The sequence below is a fragment of the Flindersiella endophytica genome, assembly GCF_054779015.1.
Window position 1 is genome coordinate 143407 of sequence record NZ_BAAGYY010000002.1, and the last position, 21744, is coordinate 165150.

The following is a 21744-nucleotide window of genomic DNA, read 5'->3' on the forward strand; positions in this document are numbered from 1 at the left end:
CCCGATGAAGCGCATGCGACGACTGGTCGGGCTGCTCGGCGCCGTGGCGGTGCTGCTTTCGGCCTGTTCGTTCTCCGTGCAGAGCCTGCCGCTGCCCGGCGGTGTCGCCTCCGGTGACCAGGTCTTCCACGTCACCGCGGAGTTCAGGGACGTGCTCGACCTCGTGCCGCGTTCGTCGGTGAAGGTCGACGACGTGAGCGTCGGCGAGGTCGAGAAGATCTGGCTCGACGGCTACACCGCCAAGGTCCAGATGCGCGTCCGCTCCAACGTGAAGCTGCCCGACAACGCGACCGCGCAGATCCGGCAGACCAGCCTGCTCGGCGAGAAGTTCGTCTCGCTCGGGCGGCCGTCGACAGGGGCGCAGACGTACGGCCGGCTCGGCAACGGTGACGTGATCCCGCTGGCGCGTACCGGCCGCAACGTCGAGGTCGAAGAGGTGCTGTCGGCGCTGTCGCTGCTGCTCAACGGTGGTGGCGTAGCCCAGCTGAAGACGATCACGACCGAGCTCAACAAGGCGCTGGGCGGCCGCGAGGCCGACGTCAAGGAGCTGCTGAAACAGCTCGACCTGCTGCTGTCCCAGCTGGACGAGAACAAGCAGGAGATCACCCGCGCGATCGACAACCTCGACAAGCTGGCGGCGTCGCTGGCCAAGCAGCGCGACACCATCGCCACGACCGTCGACGAGCTGCCGGCAGCGCTCACGATCCTCGCCGACCAGCGCAAGGACCTCACCAAGCTCCTGACCGAGCTGTCCAAGCTCGGCGAGGTCGGCACGCGCGTGATCGAGTCGAGCAAGGAAGACCTGGTGGCCAACCTGAACTCCCTCGAGCCGATCCTCACCGAGCTGGCCAAGTCGGGAGACGCGCTGCCGAAGTCGCTGCAGGTGCTGTTCACGTATCCCTTCGCCGACTCGGCGGCCGACACCGTACGCGGCGACTACGTCAACCTGCAGCTCACGCTCGACCTCGACCTGCAGACGATCCTGTCGGGGCAGGGGCCGATCCAGCTGCCGACGAACAACCCGGTGCCGCTGCCGACCAACCTGCCGGTTCCGACGAGCCTGCCACAGCCCACCGACGCGCCGACGCCGATCATCCCGCTGCCGACGATCTGCCTGCCGCCGATCATCAACTGCCCGGAGGGCGTGCAGCCGTCGACGCCCAAGCCGAGCTCGAACGGTTCGTCCTCAGACGACTCCGACGACCTCGCCAACCTGCTGCTGGGAGGTCTGTGATGGTCAGCCGCAGGGTGCGCGTCCAGCTGATGATCTTCGTCCTGCTGACGGCGGTCGGAATTGGGTTCGCCGGCGTCCGGTACGTCGGGTGGGGGAGCAGCGGTTACTCCGTCCGCGCCGATTTCGCCGAGGCCGGCGGCATCTTCGAGGGCGCGGCGGTGACCTACCGCGGCGTCACGGTCGGCCGGGTGGGCGCGCTCGACCCCACCAAGAACGGTGTGCACGTGGAGCTCGAGCTCGACAAGGGCACCGAGATCCCGGCGAGCACGCTCGCGGTGGTGGCCAACCGGTCGGCAGTGGGTGAGCAGTACGTCGACCTGCAGCCGCGGCGACACGGTGGGCCGTTCCTGGCCGAGGGTGCGACGATCCCGCGCAAGGACACGCGTACACCCTTGCCGACGACGGCACTGCTGCTCGACGTCGACAAGCTCGTGGAGTCGGTGCCGAAGGAAGACCTGGTGACGGTGCTCGACGAGCTGGGCAAGGGGTTCTCGGGCACGGGCAACGACCTGTCGCGGCTGGTCGACAACGGCAACCTGCTGATCCACAGCGCCAACGACAACCTCGACGAGACCGTCGGCCTGATCGAGGACAGCCAGACCGTGCTTTCGACCCAGCGCGACTCCGGCGACTCGATCAAGAGCTTCGCGAAGGACCTCGCCGGGCTGTCCGACACCGTGGTGGAGTCGGACCAGGACCTGCGTACGGTGCTCGACCAGGGTGTCGCGACCGCCGAGCAGGTGCAGGGACTGGTGGAGGAGAACCGCGGCGACGTACCGGTGCTGCTGGGGAACATGCTGACGACCGGGCAGATCGTGGAGGCACGGCTCGAGGGCGTCCAGCACATCTTGATTCTCTATCCGCACGTCCTGGTCGGCAGCTTCGCCGTGATCGACAAGGACCCGCTCACCGGGCACTACACCTCGCACTTCGGCCTGCAGCTCTCGCTCAGCCCCGGCTCGTGCCGCAAGGGCTACGAGTCGACGAAGAAGCGGCCGCCCGAGGACGTGAAGCCGCGTGCGGCCAACGACAAGGCCGGCTGCGAGGACGAGACGACGACGATGCGCGGGTCGCAGTTCGCGCCGAAGCCGGCGAAGGAGAAGCACCTGCCGCGCTCGCCGCTGTCGCCCGACGAGGACACGCCGCAGACGCCGAGCCCGGCGGACACCCGCCAGGGCTCGTCGACGTCGAGCAAGAAGGCGCCGTCGCCGGCGGACGAGACCGCCGACCAGTACGGCGCGACGGGTTACGACCCGGCCACCGGAAAGATCAGGTTGCCGGACGGCACCGTGGCGGAGATCGGCTCTCTGGGCGGGCAGTACGGTGCCTTTGGAGAGGATTCGTGGAAATGGCTGCTGATCGGGCCGCTGACGGAGTGAGCGCCGAGGATGTGGGTGCTGACGAAGGCAGCGCCGCCAAGCCGGACGCCGGCGAGGCCGCGGACATCGCTGAGGCGGCGCCCGCGGACGACGTGGCGGCTGGGAAGGCTGCCGAGCCCGAGCCGGCGGAGGCCGAGGCTGCCGAGGATGCCTCGGACACCGACGAGCCGGAGACGGCCGCCGGCGGTGGGGGAGCGGCCTCCGGCAGTGAGCCCCGGCTGGCCGGGCGCTTCTTCGCCGGCGGCACGCCCGTCCTGGTCACGCTGATCGTGCTCGTCGTCGGCGCGCTGGTCGCGGTCGGCTTCCTGGCGGCACAGTCCCGGGCGGCCGCCTCCGAACGCGAGAACCGCGCCGAGGCGCTCCGCGTGGCGCGGCAGCTCACCGTCAATTTCACGACGCTCGACTACCGCTCGTTCGACACCGACATGAAGCGCGTCCAGCAGCTGGCGGCCGGTGACCTGGCCAAACAGAGCTCGAACGTGTTCACCGAGCTGCGCAAGCTGCTCTCGGAGAACAAGATGATCGCCAAGGGCACGGTGCTCGAGGCGGGCCTGGTGAGCTTCGACCAGGACTCCGCGCGGGCCCTGGTGGTCGCGGACGGAAAGGTGAGCAACGTCCTCACCAAGCAGCCGGAGGTGCGGCACTACCGCTTCCAGCTGGACCTGTCGAAGGAGCCGGAAGGCTGGCGCGTGGTCGACCTGCAGGTGGTTGGATGAGCGACCTGACCAAGCTGACCAACACCTTGACGGCGGGGAAGACTGAGACCGTGGAACCGGCAGACCGGCCGACCGAGCCTCTGGACGACGACGCCGAGGGCGCCCAGGGCGCCGCCGAGGCGACCGGCTCCGACGCCGCCGAGGAGCAGGCGGCACCCGATGAGCCGCCGTCCCCGCCCGACCGCACGGCGCAGGGGCCGGCTTGGTTCGCGTGGCTGATCCCGGGCCTGGCGGCGCTCCTTGTCGTACTGCTCGTGCTGATCGCCGTCTTCGGCTACCAGGCCTACCAGGCCTCCCGCGTCGACGACGCCCGTACCCAAGCCGTCTCGGCGGCGACCACGGCCGCGGTCGACATGCTGTCCTACGACTACCGCCACCTCGACAAGGACTTCGCCAAGGCCAAGCGCCACCTCGCGCCGGGCTTCGCCGACCAGTACGCCAAGACCACGACGACCGTCGTCCGGCCGAGCGCGCTGAAGATCAAGGCCGTCGTGTCCGCCCAGGTGATCAAGGGCTCCGTCGTCTCCGCGACCCCGGACCGGGTGGTCACGCTGCTGTTCGTCAACCAGACGACCAGCTCCACCCTCCGTTCCGGCAAGCGCACCGACCTCAACCGCGTCCGCATGACCATGGAACGCACCGACGACCGGTGGCTGGTCGCCAGCGTCCAGGCGCTCTAGGGTTCCCGACGGCTCGCGCACTTCGCCGTTCGACGGCCAGCCCGCCCCTCGCGATCGCCGCCGGCGATGGCGCGCCCGTCGCCGGCTGCGGAGCCGGCCGCCTGCCCGGGGCGGCGGGCAGCGCGCCAGACGTCAGCCGAACCCGGCTGCCGGCCGCGGCCGACACGCGGGCGCCCGGCGGCCCTCCGAACTGATGCCCAACTGTGACCTTCTCCCTTCCGCTATCTCCCCGGCTCTCCCCATACGTCACCTTTCGGAGTCGAGTTGGGCGGCGATGACGCTTGACTTCCGACGGTGATCGGGGTCATGCTCCTTCTCAGATCGAGAAGTTGATCGATCGCAGACCCGCCGGCCGGCGGGCCCGTGCAGCTGCATCTCAGCACGTCAGCACGCCAAGCAGACCAGATGCGTGCAGCGCACAGGACCGGCCCGGATCGGAAGAAGGATGGGTAAGCACTCCCATCCGCGGGTAGCCAGCACGGTGACCGAGACCGGTGCTTCGCCGTCACCCGAGTGACGTCAAAGGAACGGCGACGCAGGGAGTCGGACAAATCGCGAAGAGGTTTTTGAACGGGACTGGACAGTGGTGCGCCAAAGGGCTACACTGTCGCTTTGCCCTGCCTTCCGACCGCGCCTGGGGGCGCCCAGGTCGGTCTGGCATGTGAGAAACCGAGTCCGCAAGCCTCGGAAGGACCCCTCTTGGCCGCCTCGCGCACCACTGCGTCTGACGCAACAACTACTGGAATGAACAACGGCTCCACCGGCCGCAACGGCCTCGTCGAACCGCCTCGCCGGATCTCGTTCGCAAAGATCAAGGAACCCTCCGAAGTTCCCGACCTGCTCGCTCTGCAGGTCGACAGCTTCGACGTCCTGGTCGGCAACGAGCGCTGGAAGGCTCGCCTCGACCAAGCCCAGGCCGCAGGCCGCACGGACGTACCCGACAGGTCCCACCTGGAGGAGATCTTCGAGGAGATCTCTCCAATCGAAGACTTCTCGGGCACCATGTCCCTCTCGTTCCGGGACCACCGGTTCGAGCCGCCGAAGAACTCCGTCGACGAGTGCAAGGAGCGTGACTTCACCTACGCCGCTCCGCTGTTCGTCACCGCCGAGTTCATGAACAACGAAACCGGCGAGATCAAGTCCCAGACCGTCTTCATGGGCGACTTCCCGCTCATGACCGACAAGGGGACGTTCATCATCAACGGCACCGAGCGTGTCGTGGTCTCGCAGCTCGTCCGTTCGCCCGGCGTTTACTTCGAACGAGTGCCAGACAAGACCTCCGACAAGGACGTCTTCACCGCGAAGATGATCCCCAGCCGGGGTGCCTGGCTCGAGTTCGAGGTCGACAAGCGCGACACCGTCGGTGTCCGCCTCGACCGCAAGCGCAAGCAGAACGTCACCGTCCTCCTCAAGGCGCTCGGCTGGTCCGACGCGCAGATCCTGGAGGAGTTCGGCGACTACGAGTCGATGCGCACCACCCTGGAGAAGGACCACACGTCCGGCCAGGACGACGCGCTGCTCGACATCTACCGCAAGCTCCGTCCCGGCGAGCCCCCCACCAAGGAGGCCGCCCAGGCGCTGCTGGAGAACTACTACTTCAACCCCAAGCGTTACGACCTGGCGAAGGTCGGCCGCTACAAGATCAACAAGAAGCTCGGGTTGGAGCTGCCGCACGACCAGTCGGTGCTGACCATCGACGACATCGTGGCCACCATCCGCTACCTCGTCGCCCTCCACGAGGGCAAGACCGAGCTGCCGGCACCGCAGGGTGAGATCGTCGTCGAGGAAGACGACATCGACCACTTCGGCAACCGCCGCCTGCGCACGGTCGGCGAGCTGATCCAGAACCAGCTGCGCACCGGCCTGGCCCGGATGGAGCGCGTGGTTCGCGAGCGGATGACCACCCAGGACGTCGAGGCGATCACGCCGCAGACGCTGATCAACATCCGCCCGGTGGTCGCGGCGCTGAAGGAGTTCTTCGGCACCTCGCAGCTGAGCCAGTTCATGGACCAGACCAACCCGATCGCGGGCCTGACGCACAAGCGCCGGCTCTCCGCGCTCGGTCCTGGTGGTCTGTCCCGTGACCGGGCCGGCATGGAGGTCCGCGACGTCCACCACAGCCACTACGGCCGGATGTGCCCGGTGGAGACGCCGGAAGGACCGAACATCGGTCTGATCGGCTCGCTGTCGACGTTCGCGCGCGTCAACCCGTTCGGCTTCGTCGAGACGCCCTACCGCAGGGTCGTCAGTGGCAAGGTGACCGACGAGACGGTCTACCTCACCGCTGACGAGGAAGACCGCCACGTCATCGCCCAGGCCAACGCTCCTCTCGAAGCCGATGGTGGGTTCGTCGAAGAGCGGGTCATGGTCCGCAAGCGCCACGGTGAGGTCGACCTCATCCCGCGCGACGAGGTCGACTTCATGGACGTCTCGCCGCGCCAGATGGTGTCGGTCGCGACGGCGATGATCCCGTTCCTCGAGCACGACGACGCCAACCGCGCGCTGATGGGTTCCAACATGCAGCGCCAGGCGGTGCCGCTGATCCGTTCCGAGGCGCCGCTGGTCGGCACCGGCATGGAATACCGTGCCGCGGTCGACGCCGGTGACGTCGTGGTCGCGGAGAAGCCCGGTGTGGTCCGTGAGGCCTGCGCCGACTTCGTCGAGGTGGCTTGCGACGACGGCACGTACCAGACGTACCGCCTGTCCAAGTTCAACCGTTCCAACGCCGGAACCCTGATGAACCAGCGCCCGCTGGTCGCCGAAGGTGACCGGATCGAGGTCGGCACCGTTCTCGCCGACGGTCCTTGCACCGACGACGGTGAGATGGCGCTCGGCCGCAACCTCCTGGTCGCGTTCATGTCGTGGCACGGCCACAACTACGAAGACGCGATCATCCTGTCCCAGCGGATCGTGCAGGAGGACATCCTCACCTCGATCCACATCGACCTCCACGAGGTCGACGCGCGCGACACCAAGCTGGGTCCGGAGGAGATCACCCGCGACATCCCGAACGTCTCGGAAGAGATGCTCGCCGACCTCGACGAGCGCGGCATCGTCCGCATCGGCGCCGAGGTGGTCCCGGGCGACATCCTGGTCGGCAAGGTCACGCCCAAGGGTGAGACCGAGCTGACGCCGGAGGAGCGGCTGCTCCGTGCGATCTTCGGTGAGAAGGCGCGTGAAGTACGCGACACCTCGCTGAAGGTTCCCCACGGTGAGCAGGGCACCGTCGTACGCGTCCGGGTGTTCGACCGCGACGAGGGCGATGAGCTCCCGCCGGGTGTCAACCAGCTGGTCCGCGTGCTCGTGGCTCAGAAGCGCAAGGTCCAGGACGGCGACAAGCTCGCCGGCCGGCACGGAAACAAGGGCGTCATCGCCAAGATCCTGCCGGTCGAGGACATGCCGTTCCTGTCCGACGGCACGCCGGTCGACATCATCCTCAACCCGCTGGGTGTGCCTCGCCGAATGAACATCGGCCAGACACTCGAGACCCACCTCGGCTGGATCGCCAAGTCCGGCTGGCAGATCGCCGGCGACGAGGAGGAATGGCAGCGCTCGCTGAAGGCGATCGGTGCTGACGAGGCCGAGCCTGGCACCAACGTCGCCACCCCGGTGTTCGACGGTGCGCGGGAGACCGAGATCAGTGGCCTGCTCGCGTCGGTCCACCCCAACCGTGACGGCGATCGCATGGTCGGCCACGACGGCAAGGCGCGACTGCTCGACGGCCGCACGGGCGAGCCGTTCCCCGACCCGGTGTCGGTGGGCTACATCTACATGCTGAAGCTCAACCACCTGGTCGACGACAAGATCCACGCCCGTTCGACCGGTCCGTACTCGATGATCACGCAGCAGCCGCTGGGTGGTAAGGCGCAGTTCGGTGGTCAGCGGTTCGGCGAGATGGAGGTGTGGGCGCTCGAGGCCTATGGCGCGGCGTTCGCACTCCAGGAGCTGCTCACGATCAAGTCCGACGACGTAAGTGGTCGAGTCAAGGTCTACGAAGCGGTGGTCAAGGGCGAGAACATCCCGGAGCCGGGTATCCCGGAGTCGTTCAAGGTTCTCGTCAAGGAGATGCAGGCGCTCTGCCTCAACGTCGAAGTGCTCTCCAGCGACGGCATGGCCGTGGAGATGCGCGACAGCGAAGAGGACGTGTTCCGCGCCGCAGAAGAACTCGGGATCGACCTGACCCGGCGAGAGCCGAGCAGCGTCGAGGAAGTCTGACGGTCGCCGGGGAGCCCGGGCGTTCCGCGCCCCGGCTCCCCGGCACCTCCGTCAACTTTGAGCAACCCACAAGTAACCCATTCAGTACCAATCCAAAGGGGTTCGAGAACACGTGCTCGACGTGAACTTCTTCGACGAGCTTCGGATCGGCCTTGCGACGGCCGAGGATATTCGGCAGTGGTCGCACGGCGAGGTCAAGAAGCCCGAGACCATCAACTACCGCACGCTCAAGCCCGAGAAGGACGGCCTCTTCTGCGAGAAGATCTTCGGCCCGACCCGGGACTGGGAGTGCTACTGCGGCAAGTACAAGCGCGTCCGGTTCAAGGGCATCATCTGTGAGCGCTGCGGCGTCGAGGTCACTCGCGCCAAGGTGCGTCGTGAGCGGATGGGCCACATCGAGCTGGCGGCTCCGGTCACGCACATCTGGTACTTCAAGGGTGTGCCGAGCCGGCTGGGCTACCTCCTCGACCTGGCGCCGAAGGACCTCGAGAAGGTCATCTACTTCGCCGCCTACATGATCACGCGGGTCGACGACGACGCCCGCCAGCGCGACCTGCCCTCGCTCGAGGCGCGGATCGATGTCGAGCGCAAGCAGATCGAGTCGCGTCGCGACAACGACGTCGAGCAGCGCATGAAGAAGCTCGAGGAAGACCTCGCGCAGCTCGAAGCCGAAGGCGCCAAGGCCGACGCCCGCCGCAAGGTCAAGGAGTCGGCCGAACGCGAGATGAAGCAGCTCCGTGACCGTGCCCAGCGTGAGCTGGACCGGCTGGAGGAGGTCTGGACCCGGTTCAAGAACCTCAAGGTGCAGGACCTCGAAGGCGACGAGATCCTCTACCGCGAGATGCGCAACCGGTTCGGCAAGTACTTCTCCGGCGACATGGGCGCGGCGGCGATCAAGCAGCGGCTCGAGTCGTTCGACCTGAACGCCGAAGCAGCCAACCTGCGCGAGATCATCCGTACCGGCAAGGGCCAGAAGAAGACCCGTGCGCTGAAGCGGCTGAAGGTCGTGTCGGCGTTCCTGACGACCACCAACAGCCCGCTGGGCATGGTGCTCGACTGCGTGCCGGTGATCCCGCCGGACCTGCGCCCGATGGTGCAGCTCGACGGTGGCCGGTTCGCCACGTCCGACCTCAACGACCTCTACCGTCGTGTGATCAACCGGAACAACCGGCTGAAGCGGCTGCTCGACCTCGGTGCTCCCGAGATCATCGTCAACAACGAGAAGCGGATGCTGCAGGAGGCCGTCGACGCATTGTTCGACAACGGCCGCCGCGGCCGTCCGGTCACCGGGCCGGGCAACCGTCCGCTGAAGTCGCTGTCCGACATGCTCAAGGGCAAGCAGGGCCGGTTCCGCCAGAACCTGCTCGGTAAGCGCGTCGACTACTCCGGCCGTTCGGTGATCGTGTGTGGTCCGCAGCTGAAGCTGCACCAGTGCGGCCTGCCGAAGGGCATGGCGATCGAGCTGTTCAAGCCGTTCGTCATGAAGCGGCTGGTCGACCTCAACCACGCGCAGAACATCAAGAGCGCCAAGCGCATGGTCGAGCGGGCTCGCCCGGTCGTGTGGGACGTGCTGGAAGAGGTCATCGCCGAGCACCCGGTTCTGCTGAACCGTGCGCCGACGCTGCACCGACTCGGCATCCAGGCGTTCGAGCCGCAGCTGATCGAGGGCAAGGCGATCCAGATCCACCCGCTCGTTTGTACGGCGTTCAACGCCGACTTCGACGGTGACCAGATGGCGGTGCACCTGCCGCTGTCGGCCGAGGCGCAGGCCGAGGCCCGGATCCTGATGCTGTCGACCAACAACATCCTCAAGCCGGCCGACGGCCGGCCGGTCACCATGCCGACCCAGGACATGATCATCGGCCTGTTCTTCCTGACGATGAAGCGTCAGGGCGAGCTGCCGGGTGAAGGCCGGGCGTTCGGTTCGGTGGCCGAGGCGATCATGGCCTTCGATCGGCACGAGATCAAGCTGCAGAGCAAGATCAAGATCCGGCTCAAGGGCATTGTGCCGCCGCCGAGCTGGGAGGCTCCGGAGGGCTGGGCGCCTGGCGACCCGGTGCTGTTCACGACCACGCTCGGGCACGCGCTGTTCAACGAGACCCTCCCCGACGACTACCAGTACGTCGACTACGAGGTGGGCAAGAAGCAGCTCGGCGCGATCGTCAACGACCTGGCCGAGCGTTACCCCAAGGTCGAGGTGGCCAACTGCCTCGACAAGCTCAAGGAGACGGGCTTCAAGTGGGCCACGTACTCCGGGGTCACGGTCGCGATGGACGACGTCTACAGCCCGCCGAGCAAGGGCGAGATCCTCGCTCGGTACGAAGAGAAGGCGACCAAGGTCCAGAAGCAGTTCGACCGCGGTCTGATCACCGACGAGGAGCGCCGTCAGGAGCTCATCGAGATCTGGACGCAGGCGCACGCCGAGGTCGGTAAGGCCATGGAGGACGGGCTGGACACCTCCAACCCGATCTACATGACCGTCCACTCGGGCGCGACCGGAAACATGATCCAGGTCCGTCAGATCGGCGCTATGCGTGGTCTGGTGGCCAACCCGAAGGGTGAGATCATCCCGCGTCCGATCCGGGCGAACTTCCGCGAGGGCCTGACCGTGCTGGAGTACTTCATCTCCACCCACGGTGCTCGTAAGGGTCTGGCCGACACCGCTCTGCGTACCGCCGACTCCGGTTACCTCACCCGGCGACTGGTCGACGTCTCGCAGGACGTCATCGTCCGCGAGGACGACTGCGGCAGCGAGCGCGGCCTGATCAAGGCCATCGCCGAGAAGCAGGCCGACGGCACGCTGCGCAAGCTCGACAACGTGGAGACCTCGGTCTACGCGCGAGTCCTGGCCGAGGACGTCCAGGCGCCCAGCGGCGACGTGGTGGCCGAGGCCGGAGCCGACCTGGGCGACCTCAACATCGAGCGCCTGGTCCAGGCCGGCGTGGAGCAGATCCGGGTCCGTTCGGTCCTGACCTGCGACTCCAAGGTCGGCACGTGCGCCAAGTGCTACGGCCGCTCGCTGGCCTCCGGCAAGCTCGTCGACATCGGTGAGGCGGTCGGCATCATCGCCGCCCAGTCCATCGGTGAGCCTGGCACGCAGCTGACGATGCGTACGTTCCACACCGGCGGTGTCGCCGGTGAGGACATCACGCACGGTCTGCCGCGTGTGGTCGAGCTGTTCGAGGCCCGCCAGCCCAAGGGCAAGGCGCCCATCGCCGAGTCCGCGGGCCGGATCCGGATCGAGGACTCCGAGAAGAGCCGCAAGCTCGTCGTCATCCCTGACGACGGCAGCGAGGAGAAGGGCTACCCCGTCTCCAAGCGCCAGCGGCTGCTGGTCGAGGAAGGCACCCACGTCGAGGTTGGGCAGCAGCTCACCCACGGCACGCCCGACCCGCAGGACGTCCTCCGCGTCCTGGGCCTGCGCAAGGTCCAGGAGCACCTGGTCGACCAGGTGCAGGAGGTCTACCGCTCGCAGGGTGTGGCGATCCACGACAAGCACATCGAGATCATCGTGCGGCAGATGCTGCGCCGGATCACGGTCATCGAGTCCGGCGACTCCGAGCTGCTGCCGGGCGAGCTGGTCGACCGGATGCGCTTCGAAGAGGAGAACCGCAGGGTGGTCTCCGAAGGCCTCACGCCGGCTTCCGGCCGTGCGGTCCTGATGGGCATCACCAAGGCCTCGCTGGCCACCGACTCGTGGCTGTCGGCGGCTTCGTTCCAGGAGACGACCAAGGTCCTCACCGAGGCCGCGATCCTGGGCAAGAGCGACTCGCTGCGCGGTCTGAAGGAAAACGTCATCATCGGCAAGCTGATCCCGGCGGGCACGGGGATGGAGCGCTACCGCAACATCCGCGTCGAGCCGACGGAGGAGGCCAAGGCCGCGATGTACTCCATGGTGGGTTACGAGGGCTACGACTCCGACTACACCTTCGGCACGGGCTCTGGCGAGGCCGTACGTCTCGAGGACTTCGACTTCGGTACGTACGACGCCTGAGGCTGAAGCCAGCACGAACGCGAACCGGCGCGTCGCCCATCCGTGGGTGGCGCGTCGGTTCTCTTTGGCCTGGGCTTTACTTCACATCACCCGTTTGCCTTCGCCGTGGTCCCGTGTGGGGTCGGCCGGCTGCTGGTGGTGGAGGTAGCGCTGAACTCGTTTGGTCCTCGGGTCTAGGATTGACATCGTTGATCTCGCGACGTCAGCTCGTGGCGGCTTGACTGGGCGCCATGAGGTCGCTAAGAGGTCCCGATTAGCCGAGCAACACGCAGGCGTGGTAATGTTCCACGCTGTGTCTGCCGCCTGGCTGGCTAGCAATGTGTGCCCGCCGCGGAAGTTTGGATACGCGACACACCCGACCGCGGGGGTCGCACAAGCCACACAAGCAGTACCAATACAGACTTCGTACGAATGACGGACTAAAGAAGAGGGAAACGACGCGGTGCCCACGATCCAGCAGTTGGTCCGCAAGGGCCGCAAGGACAAGGTGTCCAAGCAGAAGACGCCCGCTCTCAAGGGCTCGCCCCAGCGGCGTGGCGTGTGCACGCGCGTCTACACCACCACCCCTCGTAAGCCCAACTCCGCGCTGCGCAAGGTCGCCCGTGTGCGGCTGACCAGCCAGATCGAGGTCACGGCTTACATCCCGGGCGTTGGCCACAACCTTCAGGAGCACTCGATGGTGCTCGTGCGTGGCGGCCGGGTGGCGGACCTCCCCGGTGTCCGTTACAAGATCGTTCGCGGTTCGCTCGACACCCAGGGTGTGAAGAACCGCAAGCAGGCGCGCAGCCGTTACGGTGCCAAGAAGGAGAAGAGCTAATGCCGCGCAAGGGCCCGGCGCCGAAGCGCCAGCCGATCGTCGATCCGGTTTTCGCCTCGCCGTTGGTCAGCCAGCTGATCAGCAAGGTGCTGAAGAGCGGCAAGAAGCAGCTTGCCCAGCGCATCGTCTACACCGCGCTCGAGGGCTGCCGCGAGAAGACCGGCACCGACCCGGTGATCACGCTGAAGCGCGCGCTCGACAACGTCAAGCCGACCCTCGAGGTCCGCAGCCGCCGGGTTGGTGGCGCGACCTACCAGGTCCCGGTCGAGGTTCGTCCTGGCCGGTCGACCACGCTCGCGCTGCGCTGGCTGGTGAGCTACTCCCAGGCGCGCCGCGAGAAGGCCATGTCCGAGCGGTTGATGAACGAGATCCTGGACGCCTCCAACGGTCTGGGCGCGAGCGTCAAGCGGCGTGAAGACACCCACAAGATGGCCGAATCGAACAAGGCATTCGCGCACTACCGCTGGTAGCGGAGCGCAGCTCACGAGCAGCGCTCTCACACACCGGGGGCGCTGCTCAACCTTGAGCAGGGAAAACCTTCCTTGAAGACATACGGACGAAAGAACCGACGAGCCTGATGGCTACCGACCTCCGCACAGTTGACCTCACCCAGGTCCGCAACATCGGGATCATGGCCCATATCGACGCGGGCAAGACGACCACGACCGAGCGGATCCTGTTCTACACCGGCATCACCTACAAGATCGGTGAAGTCCACGAGGGCGCTGCCGTCATGGACTGGATGGAGCAGGAGCAGGAGCGCGGCATCACGATCACGTCCGCCGCGACGACTGTCCACTGGAAAGACCACACGATCAACCTGATCGACACCCCGGGCCACGTCGACTTCACCGTCGAGGTGGAGCGCAACCTCCGGGTCCTCGACGGTGCGGTCGCTGTGTTCGACGGTGTTGCCGGCGTCGAGCCGCAGTCCGAGACGGTCTGGCGGCAGGCCGACCGCTACGGCGTCCCGCGGATCTGCTTCGTCAACAAGATGGACCGCGTTGGCGCCGAGTTCCACCGGTGTGTCGACATGATCGTCGACCGGTTGAACGCCGTCCCGCTGGTCGTCCAGCTGCCGATCGGTGCCGAGGCCGACTTCCAGGGCGTCATCGACCTGGTCCGCATGCGTGCGCTGACCTGGCGTGGCGAGACCCAGAAGGGCGAGGACTACGCCGTCGAGGAGATCCCGGCGACTCACACCGACGCCGCCCGCGAATGGCACGACCGGCTGTTCGAGACGCTGGCCGAGGCCGACGACGAGATCATGGAGCTCTACCTCGAGGGCCAGGAGCCCACGGTCGAGCAGCTCGAGGCCGCGATCCGCCGCGCCACGGTCGCCAGCAAGGTCACGCCGGTGCTGTGCGGCACCGCGTTCAAGAACAAGGGCGTCCAGCCCCTGCTCGACGCGGTGATCAACTACCTCCCGTCTCCGATCGATGTCGGCGCCATCACGGGCCACTCGGTCAAGGACGAGGACGAGGAGCTCATCCGCGAGCCCGACGAGGACGCGCCGCTGTCCGCGCTGGCGTTCAAGATCATGAGCGACCCGCACCTCGGCAAGTTGACGTACCTCCGGATCTACTCCGGCACGCTCACCTCCGGCACCCAGGTGGTCAACTCCACCAAGGACCGCAAGGAGCGGATCGGCAAGATCTACCGGATGCACGCCAACAAGCGTGAGGAGATCGAGAAGGCCTCCGCCGGTGCGATCGTCGCCGTCATGGGCCTGAAGCAGACCACTACTGGTGACACGCTCTCCACGCCCGACGCTCCGATCATCCTGGAGTCGATGAACTTCCCGGCCCCTGTGATCCGGGTGGCGATCGAGCCGAAGACCAAGGGCGACCAGGACAAGCTCGGCGCGGCGATCCAGAGGCTCACCGAAGAGGACCCGACCTTCACGGTCCGGACCGACGACGAGACGGGCCAGACGATCATCGCGGGCATGGGCGAGCTCCACCTCGAGGTGTTCGTCGACCGGATGAAGCGTGAGTTCAAGGTCGAAGCGAACGTCGGTAAGCCCCAGGTGGCCTACCGCGAGACGATCCGCAAGCTGGTCGAGAAGGTTGAGTACACCCACAAGAAGCAGACGGGTGGCTCGGGCCAGTTCGCCCGCGTGATCATCAACCTGGAGCCGACCGGCGGCGAAGGCGACGGTGGCTACGAGTTCGTCAACAAGGTCACCGGCGGCCGGATCCCCAAGGAATACATCCCGTCGGTCGACGAGGGCATCCAGGAGGCCATGGAGTTCGGCGTACTCGCCGGCTATCCGATGGTCGACATCAAGGCCACCCTGACCGACGGTGCGTACCACGACGTCGACTCGTCCGAGCTCGCGTTCAAGATCGCCGGTTCGATGGTGTTCAAGGAAGCAGCCCGCAGGGCCAGCCCTGTGCTGCTCGAGCCGATGATGGCGGTCGAGGTCACGACGCCGGACGACTACATGGGCGACGTGATCGGCGACATCAACTCCCGCCGTGGTCACGTGCAGTCCATGGACGAGCGGCACGGCGCCCGAGTGATTGCTGCGAAGGTGCCGCTGTCCGAGATGTTCGGGTACGTCGGCGACCTGCGTTCGAGGACGCAGGGCCGTGCGGTGTACACGATGCAGTTCGACTCCTACGCCGAGGTTCCCCAGAGCGTCGCCGAGGAGATCATCAAGAAGGCGCGGGGCGAATAACAGCCCCTGCCACCCGTCCCGTACCGTAAAGCTCCGCGCCAGTTCTGAACTACGGCGTAGCAAGGTAAAGAAAACAGGAGGAGCCCGAAGTGGCGAAGGCGAAGTTCGAGCGCACTAAGCCGCACGTCAACATCGGCACCATTGGGCACATCGACCACGGCAAGACGACTCTCACCGCGGCGATTACCAAGGTGCTGCACGACAAGATGCCGGAGGTCAACCCCTTCTACGCCTTCGATCAGATCGACAAGGCGCCGGAGGAGAAGCAGCGCGGTATCACGATCACGATCGCGCACGTCGAGTACCAGACGGAGAAGCGTCACTACGCCCACGTCGACTGCCCTGGCCACGCCGACTACATCAAGAACATGATCACCGGTGCGGCGCAGATGGACGGCGCGATTCTGGTGGTCGCGGCGACCGATGGCCCGATGCCGCAGACGCGTGAGCACGTGCTGCTCGCCCGTCAGGTTGGCGTGCCGTACATCGTTGTCGCGCTCAACAAGGCCGACATGGTTGACGACGAGGAGATCCTGGAGCTCGTCGAGCTCGAGGTTCGCGAGCTCCTGAACAGCCAGGAGTTCCCCGGCGACGACTGCCCGGTGATTCGCGTCTCGGCGCTGAAGGCGCTCGAGGGCGACGAAGAGTGGGCCGACAAGATCATGGAGCTCATGACGGCGGTCGACGAGTCGGTCCCCGAGCCGACCCGTGAGATCGACCGGCCGTTCCTGATGCCTGTCGAGGACGTTTTCACGATCACCGGTCGAGGCACGGTCGTCACCGGCCGCGTCGAGCGTGGTGTGCTGAAGACCAACGAGGAAATCGAGATCGTCGGTATCCGCGAGACGTCGCAGAAGACGGTCGTCACGGCGGTCGAGATGTTCCGCAAGATCCTCGACGAGGCGCGCGCCGGTGAGAACGTCGGTCTGCTGCTTCGCGGTATCAAGCGCGAAGACGTCGAGCGCGGCATGGTCTGTGTCAAGCCGGGCACGAACACCCCGCACACCGAGTTCGAGGCGCAGGTCTACATCCTGTCGAAGGAAGAGGGCGGACGGCACAAGCCGTTCTTCAACAACTACCGCCCACAGTTCTACTTCCGTACGACGGACGTGACCGGTGTTGTGCACCTGCCCGAGGGCACCGAGATGGTGATGCCGGGCGACAACACCGAGATGCGGGTTGAGCTGATCCAGCCCATCGCGATGGAGGAAGGCCTCAAGTTCGCGATTCGCGAAGGCGGCCGCACCGTCGGCGCCGGCCGGGTCACCAAGATCATCAAGTAGTGCAAGGCTGACCGGGGTGGGTCCTCGAACGGGGCCCCACCCCGGTTGGTTTGCGTAAGGGGTTGTCTGGCATACTTGCCGGGTTGCCTTTGGCGAGTCGCCGTGGCGTGTCCTGTGGTCAGTTGATCCGGATGCGGCCGAAGCGGAGACGTGCAACACAATCTGTGCCTGATCCGCAAGGACGGGCTCTGCGACATCCCGAACGGAAAACAAATCCAAGGGATCCGTGCGGTCTGGGTACGCGACACACCCGACCGCGGGGGTCGGAGAAACCGGGCGGACCAGACACTCGGCCGCAAGGCTCGAATGAGGAGAGAAGGACGATGGCGGGACAGAAGATCCGCATCCGGCTGAAGGCGTATGACCATGAGGTCATCGACAGCTCGGCGCGCAAGATCGTCGACACCGTTACCCGTACCGGCGCCAAGATCGCTGGTCCGGTGCCGCTGCCTACGGAGAAGAACGTCTTCTGCGTCATCAAGTCGCCGCACAAGTACAAGGACAGCCGCGAGCACTTCGAGATGCGGACGCACAAGCGGCTCATTGACATCATCGACCCGACGCCGAAGACGGTTGACTCGCTCATGCGGCTCGACCTCCCGGCCGGCGTCGACATCGAGATCAAGCTCTGAGGGACGCACTAATGAGCAGCAGCTTGAAGGAAGGTCGCACCGTGCGCGGCCTGCTGGGTGAGAAGGTCGGCATGACGCAGGCCTGGGACGAGAACAACCGTCTCGTTCCGGTGACCGTGGTCAAGGCCGGTCCTTGCGTTGTGACCCAGGTGCGCACGCCGCAGACCGATGGCTACGCGGCAGTCCAGATCGCGTTCGGCGCGATCGACCCGCGCAAGGTGAACAAGCCCAAGCAGGGCCACTTCGAGAGGGCCGGCGTCACGCCGCGCCGTCACCTCGTCGAGCTCCGTACCGCCGACGCCGAGTCCTACTCGACCGGCCAGGAGCTCACCGTCGAGGTGTTCGAGAAGGGCCAGGCAATCGACGTCACGGGCACCTCCAAGGGCAAGGGCTTCGCCGGTGTGATGAAGCGTCACGGCTTCCACGGCTTGAAGGCCTCCCACGGTGTCGAGCGCAAGCACCGCTCGCCCGGCTCGATCGGTGGCTGTGCCACGCCGGGCCGCGTGTTCAAGGGCCTGCGGATGGCCGGCCGGATGGGTGGCGAGCGCGTGACGACCGCGAACCTCAAGGTCTACGCGGTCGACGCCGACAAGGGCCTGATCCTCGTCGAGGGCGCGATCCCGGGCCCCAAGGGCGGCCTGGTCCTGATCCGCAACGCGGCGAAGGGCGGAGAGACGAAATGACGACTGTTGACGTGTTGAACGCCGAGGGCTCCAAGGCCGGCAGCGTCGATCTCCCCGAGGAGATCTTCGAGGTCCAGGTCAACGTGCCGCTGATCCACCAGGTCGTGGTCGGCCAGCTGGCCGCGTCCCGGCAGGGAACGGCCAAGGCCAAGACCCGCGGTGAGGTCTCCGGCGGTGGCGCCAAGCCGTACCGCCAGAAGGGCACCGGCCGCGCCCGCCAGGGCTCGCGCCGCGCGCCGCACTTCACCGGTGGTGGCGTCGTGCATGGCCCGCAGCCGCGCAACTACGAGCAGCGGACGCCGAAGAAGATGAAGGCCGCCGCGCTGCGCGGCGCGCTGTCCGACCGGGCCCGCCACGGCCGCGTGCACGTGGTGAGCAGCCTGATCGACGGCGACGTGCCTTCGACCAAGACGGCGATGGCGGCCATCACCAAGGTGACCGAGCGGAAGAACGTTCTCGTGGTGCTGCACCGCGATGAGGACGTCGCCTGGTTCAGCCTGCGCAACGCCGCCAGCGTGCACATCCTGGTCGCCGACCAGCTCAACACCTACGACGTGCTGATCTCCGACGACGTGATCTTCACCGCGAAGGCCTACCAGCAGTTCACGGGCATCGAGGTAGAGGTGAAGGCGCCGGCGAAGAAGGCAGCTGCCAAGAAGGCCGCCGCCGCTGACGACGCCGAGGAGAAGCCCGCGAAGAAGGCGGCAGCCAAGAAGACGGCTGCCAAGAAGACCGCGGCGAAGAAGACGGCGAAGGCCGCTGACGCTGATGCGGAGAAGGAGGCTGACGCATGAGCAACCTGCACAAGGACCACCGCGACGTGCTCATCAAGCCGGTCATCAGCGAGAAGAGCTACGGCCTGCTCGACCAGAACAAGTACACCTTCGAGGTCCTCCCGACCGCCAACAAGACCGAGATCAAGATCGCGGTCGAGAAGGTGTTCAACGTCCACGTGACCGAGGTGAACACGCTCAACCGCAAGGGCAAGCGCCGCCGCACCCGCTTCGGGTGGGGCACGCGCGCCAGCGTGAAGCGTGCGATCGTGACCGTCCAGGACGGCCAGCGGATCGACATCTTCGGCGGACCGGTTAGCTAGGCGAAGGACTGACGAATGGCAATCCGTAAGTACAAGCCGACGACGCCGGGCCGTCGTGGCGCGAGCGTCTCGGACTTCGCCGAGATCACCCGCTCCACGCCGGAGAAGTCTCTGCTTCGCCCCCTGCCGAAGAAGGGCGGCCGGAACAACACCGGCCGGATCACTACTCGGCACCAGGGTGGCGGCCACAAGCGTGCGTACCGGCTGATCGACTTCAAGCGGTACGACAAGGACGGCGTGCCGGCCAAGGTCGCGCACATCGAGTACGACCCCAACCGCACGGCCAACATCGCTCTGCTGCACTACGCCGACGGCGAGAAGCGCTACATCCTCGCGCCGTCCCACCTCAAGCAGGGGCAGCGGATCGAGACCGGCCCGAGCGCGGACATCAAGCCCGGCAACAACCTTCCGCTCCGCAACATCCCGGTCGGCACCACGATCCACGCGATCGAGCTGCGGCCCGGCGGTGGCGCCAAGATCGCCCGGTCCGCCGGCGCGTCGGTGCAGCTGCAGGCGCGTGAGGGTTCGAAGGCCACGCTGCGGATGCCGTCCGGCGAGCAGCGCATGGTCGACGTCCGCTGCCGCGCGACGGTTGGCGAGGTCGGCAACGCCGAGCAGTCCAACATCAACTGGGGTAAGGCAGGCCGCATGCGGTGGAAGGGCAAGCGCCCCGAGGTCCGCGGTGTCGCCATGAACCCGGTCGACCACCCGCTCGGTGGTGGCGAGGGCAAGTCCTCCGGTGGCCGTCACCCGGTCTCCAAGTGGGGCAAGCCCGAGCGCCGGACCCGTCGTCCGGGCAAGGAAAGCAGCAAGCTGATCATCCGTCGTCGCAAGACCGGTAAGCAGCGCTAGGAACAGGGAGCCTGAAGGATGCCACGTAGCCTCAAGAAGGGCCCCTTCGTGGACGACCACCTGATGAAGAAGGTGGATGTCCAGAACGAGAAGGGGAGCAAGCAGGTCATCAAGACCTGGTCCCGTCGTTCGATGATCGTCCCGGCGATGCTCGGTCACACGATCGCAGTGCACGACGGACGCAAGCACGTGCCGGTGTTCGTCACCGAAGCGATGGTCGGGCACAAGCTCGGCGAGTTCGCTCCGACGCGGACGTTCCGCGGTCACGAGAAGGACGACCGAAGGAGCCGGCGTCGATGACAACCACCGATCTGGCGACCGACAACCCGCAGGCGCGGGCAGTCGCGCGCTACGTACGCATGACGCCGATGAAGGTGCGTCGTGTCGTCGATCTGATCCGCGGCCTGCCGGCGCAGGACGCGGTCGACCTGCTGAGGTTCGCCCCGCAGGCCGCCGCCGAGCCCGTCCGTAAGGTCGTGGAGAGCGCGATGGCCAACGCGGAGAACACTCTGCAGGCCAACCGCGCCGACCTGTTCGTCGCGCGTGCCTACGTCGACGAAGGACCCACGATGAAGCGCTGGCGCCCGCGGGCCCAGGGCCGCCCAGGCCCGTACTTCAAGCGGACCAGCCACATCACCGTCGTCGTCGAGAGCGTCGTCGACGAGAACGCCGAACAGTCCACGCGCAGGAACAGGAGGACCCGCTGATGGGACAGAAGGTCAACCCCAACGGGTTCCGCCTCGGCATCACCACCGACCACACCAGCCGGTGGTACGCCGACAAGCTCTACAAGGCCTACATCGGCGAGGACGTCGAGATCCGCAAGCTGCTCAGCAAGGGCATGGAGCGGGCCGGCATCTCCAAGGTCGAGATCGAGCGCACCCGTGAGCGTGTGCGCGTCGACATCCACACCGCCCGGCCGGGCATCGTCATCGGCCGTCGTGGTGCGGAGGCCGACCGGATCCGCGCCGACCTGGAGAAGCTGACCGGCAAGCAGGTCCAGCTCAACATCCTCGAGGTGAAGAACCCCGAGGTCGACGCGCAGCTGGTCGCTCAGGGCGTCGCCGAGCAGTTGGCCAGCCGGGTCGCGTTCCGGCGGGCCATGCGCAAGGCGCTGCAGAGCGCGATGAAGGCCGGTGCCCAGGGCATCCGCGTCGAGGTCGCGGGCCGGCTGGGTGGCGCGGAGATGTCGCGTACGGAGCACTACGACGAGGGTCGGGTGCCGCGGCACACGCTGCGGGCCGACATCGACTATGGCTTCTACGAGGCTCGCACCACGTTCGGCCGGATCGGCGTCAAGGTTTGGATTTACAAGGGTGAGGTCCCGTCGTCGCGCGCCGAGCGTGAGGCGCAGCAGGCGGCGGCCCGGGCGGCCGCGCAGCGGCGGCCTGGCGGCGAGCGCGGTGAGCGCGGCGGCCGTGGTGAGCGTGGCGGCCGTGGTGGCCGCGGCGGTGACCGTGGTGGTCGTGGCGGCCGCGGT

Annotated in this window: 18 protein-coding genes; all 18 read left to right on the plus strand. The window is 66.7% G+C overall.

Going from position 1 to position 21744, the window contains the following annotated elements:
* Positions 1–4: 4 nt before the first annotated feature.
* The gene (locus tag ACYVF6_RS01155; protein WP_460514739.1) at positions 5–1234 is read left to right on the plus strand and encodes an Mce/MlaD family protein; all 1230 of its coding nucleotides are present in this window, start codon (positions 5–7) and stop codon (positions 1232–1234) included.
* Positions 1234–2613 carry an Mce/MlaD family protein gene (locus ACYVF6_RS01160; RefSeq protein ID WP_460514741.1) on the plus strand — a complete coding sequence of 460 codons (1380 nt, stop codon included), beginning with the start codon at positions 1234–1236 and terminating at the stop codon, positions 2611–2613. The genes ACYVF6_RS01155 and ACYVF6_RS01160 overlap by 1 nt, the downstream gene beginning before the upstream one ends.
* Entirely contained in the window at positions 2583–3329 is a 747-nt protein-coding gene (locus ACYVF6_RS01165) for a hypothetical protein (RefSeq protein WP_460514743.1), read from the plus strand. The genes ACYVF6_RS01160 and ACYVF6_RS01165 overlap by 31 nt, the downstream gene beginning before the upstream one ends.
* Positions 3326–4009, plus strand: coding sequence for a hypothetical protein (locus ACYVF6_RS01170; RefSeq protein ID WP_460514745.1), 684 nt, complete (start codon positions 3326–3328; stop codon positions 4007–4009). The genes ACYVF6_RS01165 and ACYVF6_RS01170 overlap by 4 nt, the downstream gene beginning before the upstream one ends.
* Before the next feature lie 744 nt (positions 4010–4753).
* Positions 4754–8224, plus strand: a complete 3471-nt coding sequence (rpoB, locus tag ACYVF6_RS01175) for a DNA-directed RNA polymerase subunit beta (protein ID WP_460514747.1) — start codon at positions 4754–4756, stop codon at positions 8222–8224.
* Positions 8225–8336: 112 nt separating this feature from the next.
* Positions 8337–12218, plus strand: a complete 3882-nt coding sequence (locus tag ACYVF6_RS01180) for a DNA-directed RNA polymerase subunit beta' (protein ID WP_460514749.1) — start codon at positions 8337–8339, stop codon at positions 12216–12218.
* A gap of 442 nt (positions 12219–12660) precedes the next feature.
* On the plus strand, positions 12661–13035 hold the full coding sequence (gene rpsL / locus ACYVF6_RS01185; protein ID WP_460514751.1) for a 30S ribosomal protein S12: 375 nt from the start codon (positions 12661–12663) through the stop codon (positions 13033–13035).
* Complete coding sequence (gene rpsG / locus ACYVF6_RS01190) at positions 13035–13505, plus strand: 30S ribosomal protein S7 (RefSeq protein ID WP_460514753.1); 471 nt, start codon at positions 13035–13037, stop codon at positions 13503–13505. The genes rpsL and rpsG overlap by 1 nt, the downstream gene beginning before the upstream one ends.
* Positions 13506–13612: 107 nt before the next feature.
* On the plus strand, positions 13613–15718 hold the full coding sequence (gene fusA, locus ACYVF6_RS01195) for an elongation factor G (RefSeq protein WP_460514754.1): 2106 nt from the start codon (positions 13613–13615) through the stop codon (positions 15716–15718).
* Between the two features lie 89 nt (positions 15719–15807).
* The gene (tuf, locus tag ACYVF6_RS01200; protein ID WP_460514756.1) at positions 15808–17001 is read left to right on the plus strand and encodes an elongation factor Tu; all 1194 of its coding nucleotides are present in this window, start codon (positions 15808–15810) and stop codon (positions 16999–17001) included.
* A gap of 323 nt (positions 17002–17324) precedes the next feature.
* A complete protein-coding gene (gene rpsJ, locus ACYVF6_RS01205; RefSeq protein WP_460514758.1) occupies positions 17325–17633 on the plus strand; it encodes a small ribosomal subunit protein uS10 in 309 nt (102 codons plus the stop codon).
* A 23-nt stretch (positions 17634–17656) separates the two neighbouring features.
* The gene (gene rplC / locus ACYVF6_RS01210; protein WP_460514788.1) at positions 17657–18316 is read left to right on the plus strand and encodes a 50S ribosomal protein L3; all 660 of its coding nucleotides are present in this window, start codon (positions 17657–17659) and stop codon (positions 18314–18316) included.
* Complete coding sequence (gene rplD / locus ACYVF6_RS01215; RefSeq protein ID WP_460514759.1) at positions 18313–19110, plus strand: 50S ribosomal protein L4; 798 nt, start codon at positions 18313–18315, stop codon at positions 19108–19110. The genes rplC and rplD overlap by 4 nt, the downstream gene beginning before the upstream one ends.
* The gene (gene rplW, locus ACYVF6_RS01220; RefSeq protein WP_460514761.1) at positions 19107–19412 is read left to right on the plus strand and encodes an uL23 family ribosomal protein; all 306 of its coding nucleotides are present in this window, start codon (positions 19107–19109) and stop codon (positions 19410–19412) included. The genes rplD and rplW overlap by 4 nt, the downstream gene beginning before the upstream one ends.
* A gap of 15 nt (positions 19413–19427) precedes the next feature.
* On the plus strand, positions 19428–20264 hold the full coding sequence (gene rplB / locus ACYVF6_RS01225) for a large ribosomal subunit protein uL2 (protein ID WP_460514763.1): 837 nt from the start codon (positions 19428–19430) through the stop codon (positions 20262–20264).
* A gap of 18 nt (positions 20265–20282) precedes the next feature.
* Positions 20283–20564 carry a 30S ribosomal protein S19 gene (gene rpsS, locus ACYVF6_RS01230; protein ID WP_460514765.1) on the plus strand — a complete coding sequence of 94 codons (282 nt, stop codon included), beginning with the start codon at positions 20283–20285 and terminating at the stop codon, positions 20562–20564.
* On the plus strand, positions 20561–20971 hold the full coding sequence (gene rplV, locus ACYVF6_RS01235) for a large ribosomal subunit protein uL22 (protein ID WP_460514768.1): 411 nt from the start codon (positions 20561–20563) through the stop codon (positions 20969–20971). Before rpsS ends, rplV begins: the two co-directional genes overlap by 4 nt.
* Positions 20971–21744, plus strand: a 774-nt coding sequence (rpsC, locus tag ACYVF6_RS01240) for a 30S ribosomal protein S3 (RefSeq protein WP_460514770.1), incomplete at its 3' end; no start/stop codon positions are given. The genes rplV and rpsC, both read left to right, overlap by 1 nt.

Excerpts from the sequence above, each read along its gene's own strand:
- rplV (WP_460514768.1), top strand. The coding sequence starts at position 20,561 with ATGACAACCACCGATCTGGCGACCGACAACCCGCAGGCGCGGGCAGTC.
- rpsJ (WP_460514758.1), top strand. The coding sequence starts at position 17,325 with ATGGCGGGACAGAAGATCCGCATCCGGCTGAAGGCGTATGACCATGAG.
- rpsG (WP_460514753.1), top strand. The coding sequence starts at position 13,035 with ATGCCGCGCAAGGGCCCGGCGCCGAAGCGCCAGCCGATCGTCGATCCG.
- rplD (WP_460514759.1), top strand. The coding sequence starts at position 18,313 with ATGACGACTGTTGACGTGTTGAACGCCGAGGGCTCCAAGGCCGGCAGC.
- ACYVF6_RS01170 (WP_460514745.1), top strand. The coding sequence starts at position 3,326 with ATGAGCGACCTGACCAAGCTGACCAACACCTTGACGGCGGGGAAGACT.
- ACYVF6_RS01160 (WP_460514741.1), top strand. The coding sequence starts at position 1,234 with ATGGTCAGCCGCAGGGTGCGCGTCCAGCTGATGATCTTCGTCCTGCTG.
- ACYVF6_RS01155 (WP_460514739.1), top strand. The coding sequence starts at position 5 with ATGAAGCGCATGCGACGACTGGTCGGGCTGCTCGGCGCCGTGGCGGTG.
- rpoB (WP_460514747.1), top strand. The coding sequence starts at position 4,754 with ATGAACAACGGCTCCACCGGCCGCAACGGCCTCGTCGAACCGCCTCGC.
- fusA (WP_460514754.1), top strand. The coding sequence starts at position 13,613 with ATGGCTACCGACCTCCGCACAGTTGACCTCACCCAGGTCCGCAACATC.
- rplB (WP_460514763.1), top strand. The coding sequence starts at position 19,428 with ATGGCAATCCGTAAGTACAAGCCGACGACGCCGGGCCGTCGTGGCGCG.
- ACYVF6_RS01165 (WP_460514743.1), top strand. The coding sequence starts at position 2,583 with ATGGCTGCTGATCGGGCCGCTGACGGAGTGAGCGCCGAGGATGTGGGT.
- rpsS (WP_460514765.1), top strand. The coding sequence starts at position 20,283 with ATGCCACGTAGCCTCAAGAAGGGCCCCTTCGTGGACGACCACCTGATG.
- rplW (WP_460514761.1), top strand. The coding sequence starts at position 19,107 with ATGAGCAACCTGCACAAGGACCACCGCGACGTGCTCATCAAGCCGGTC.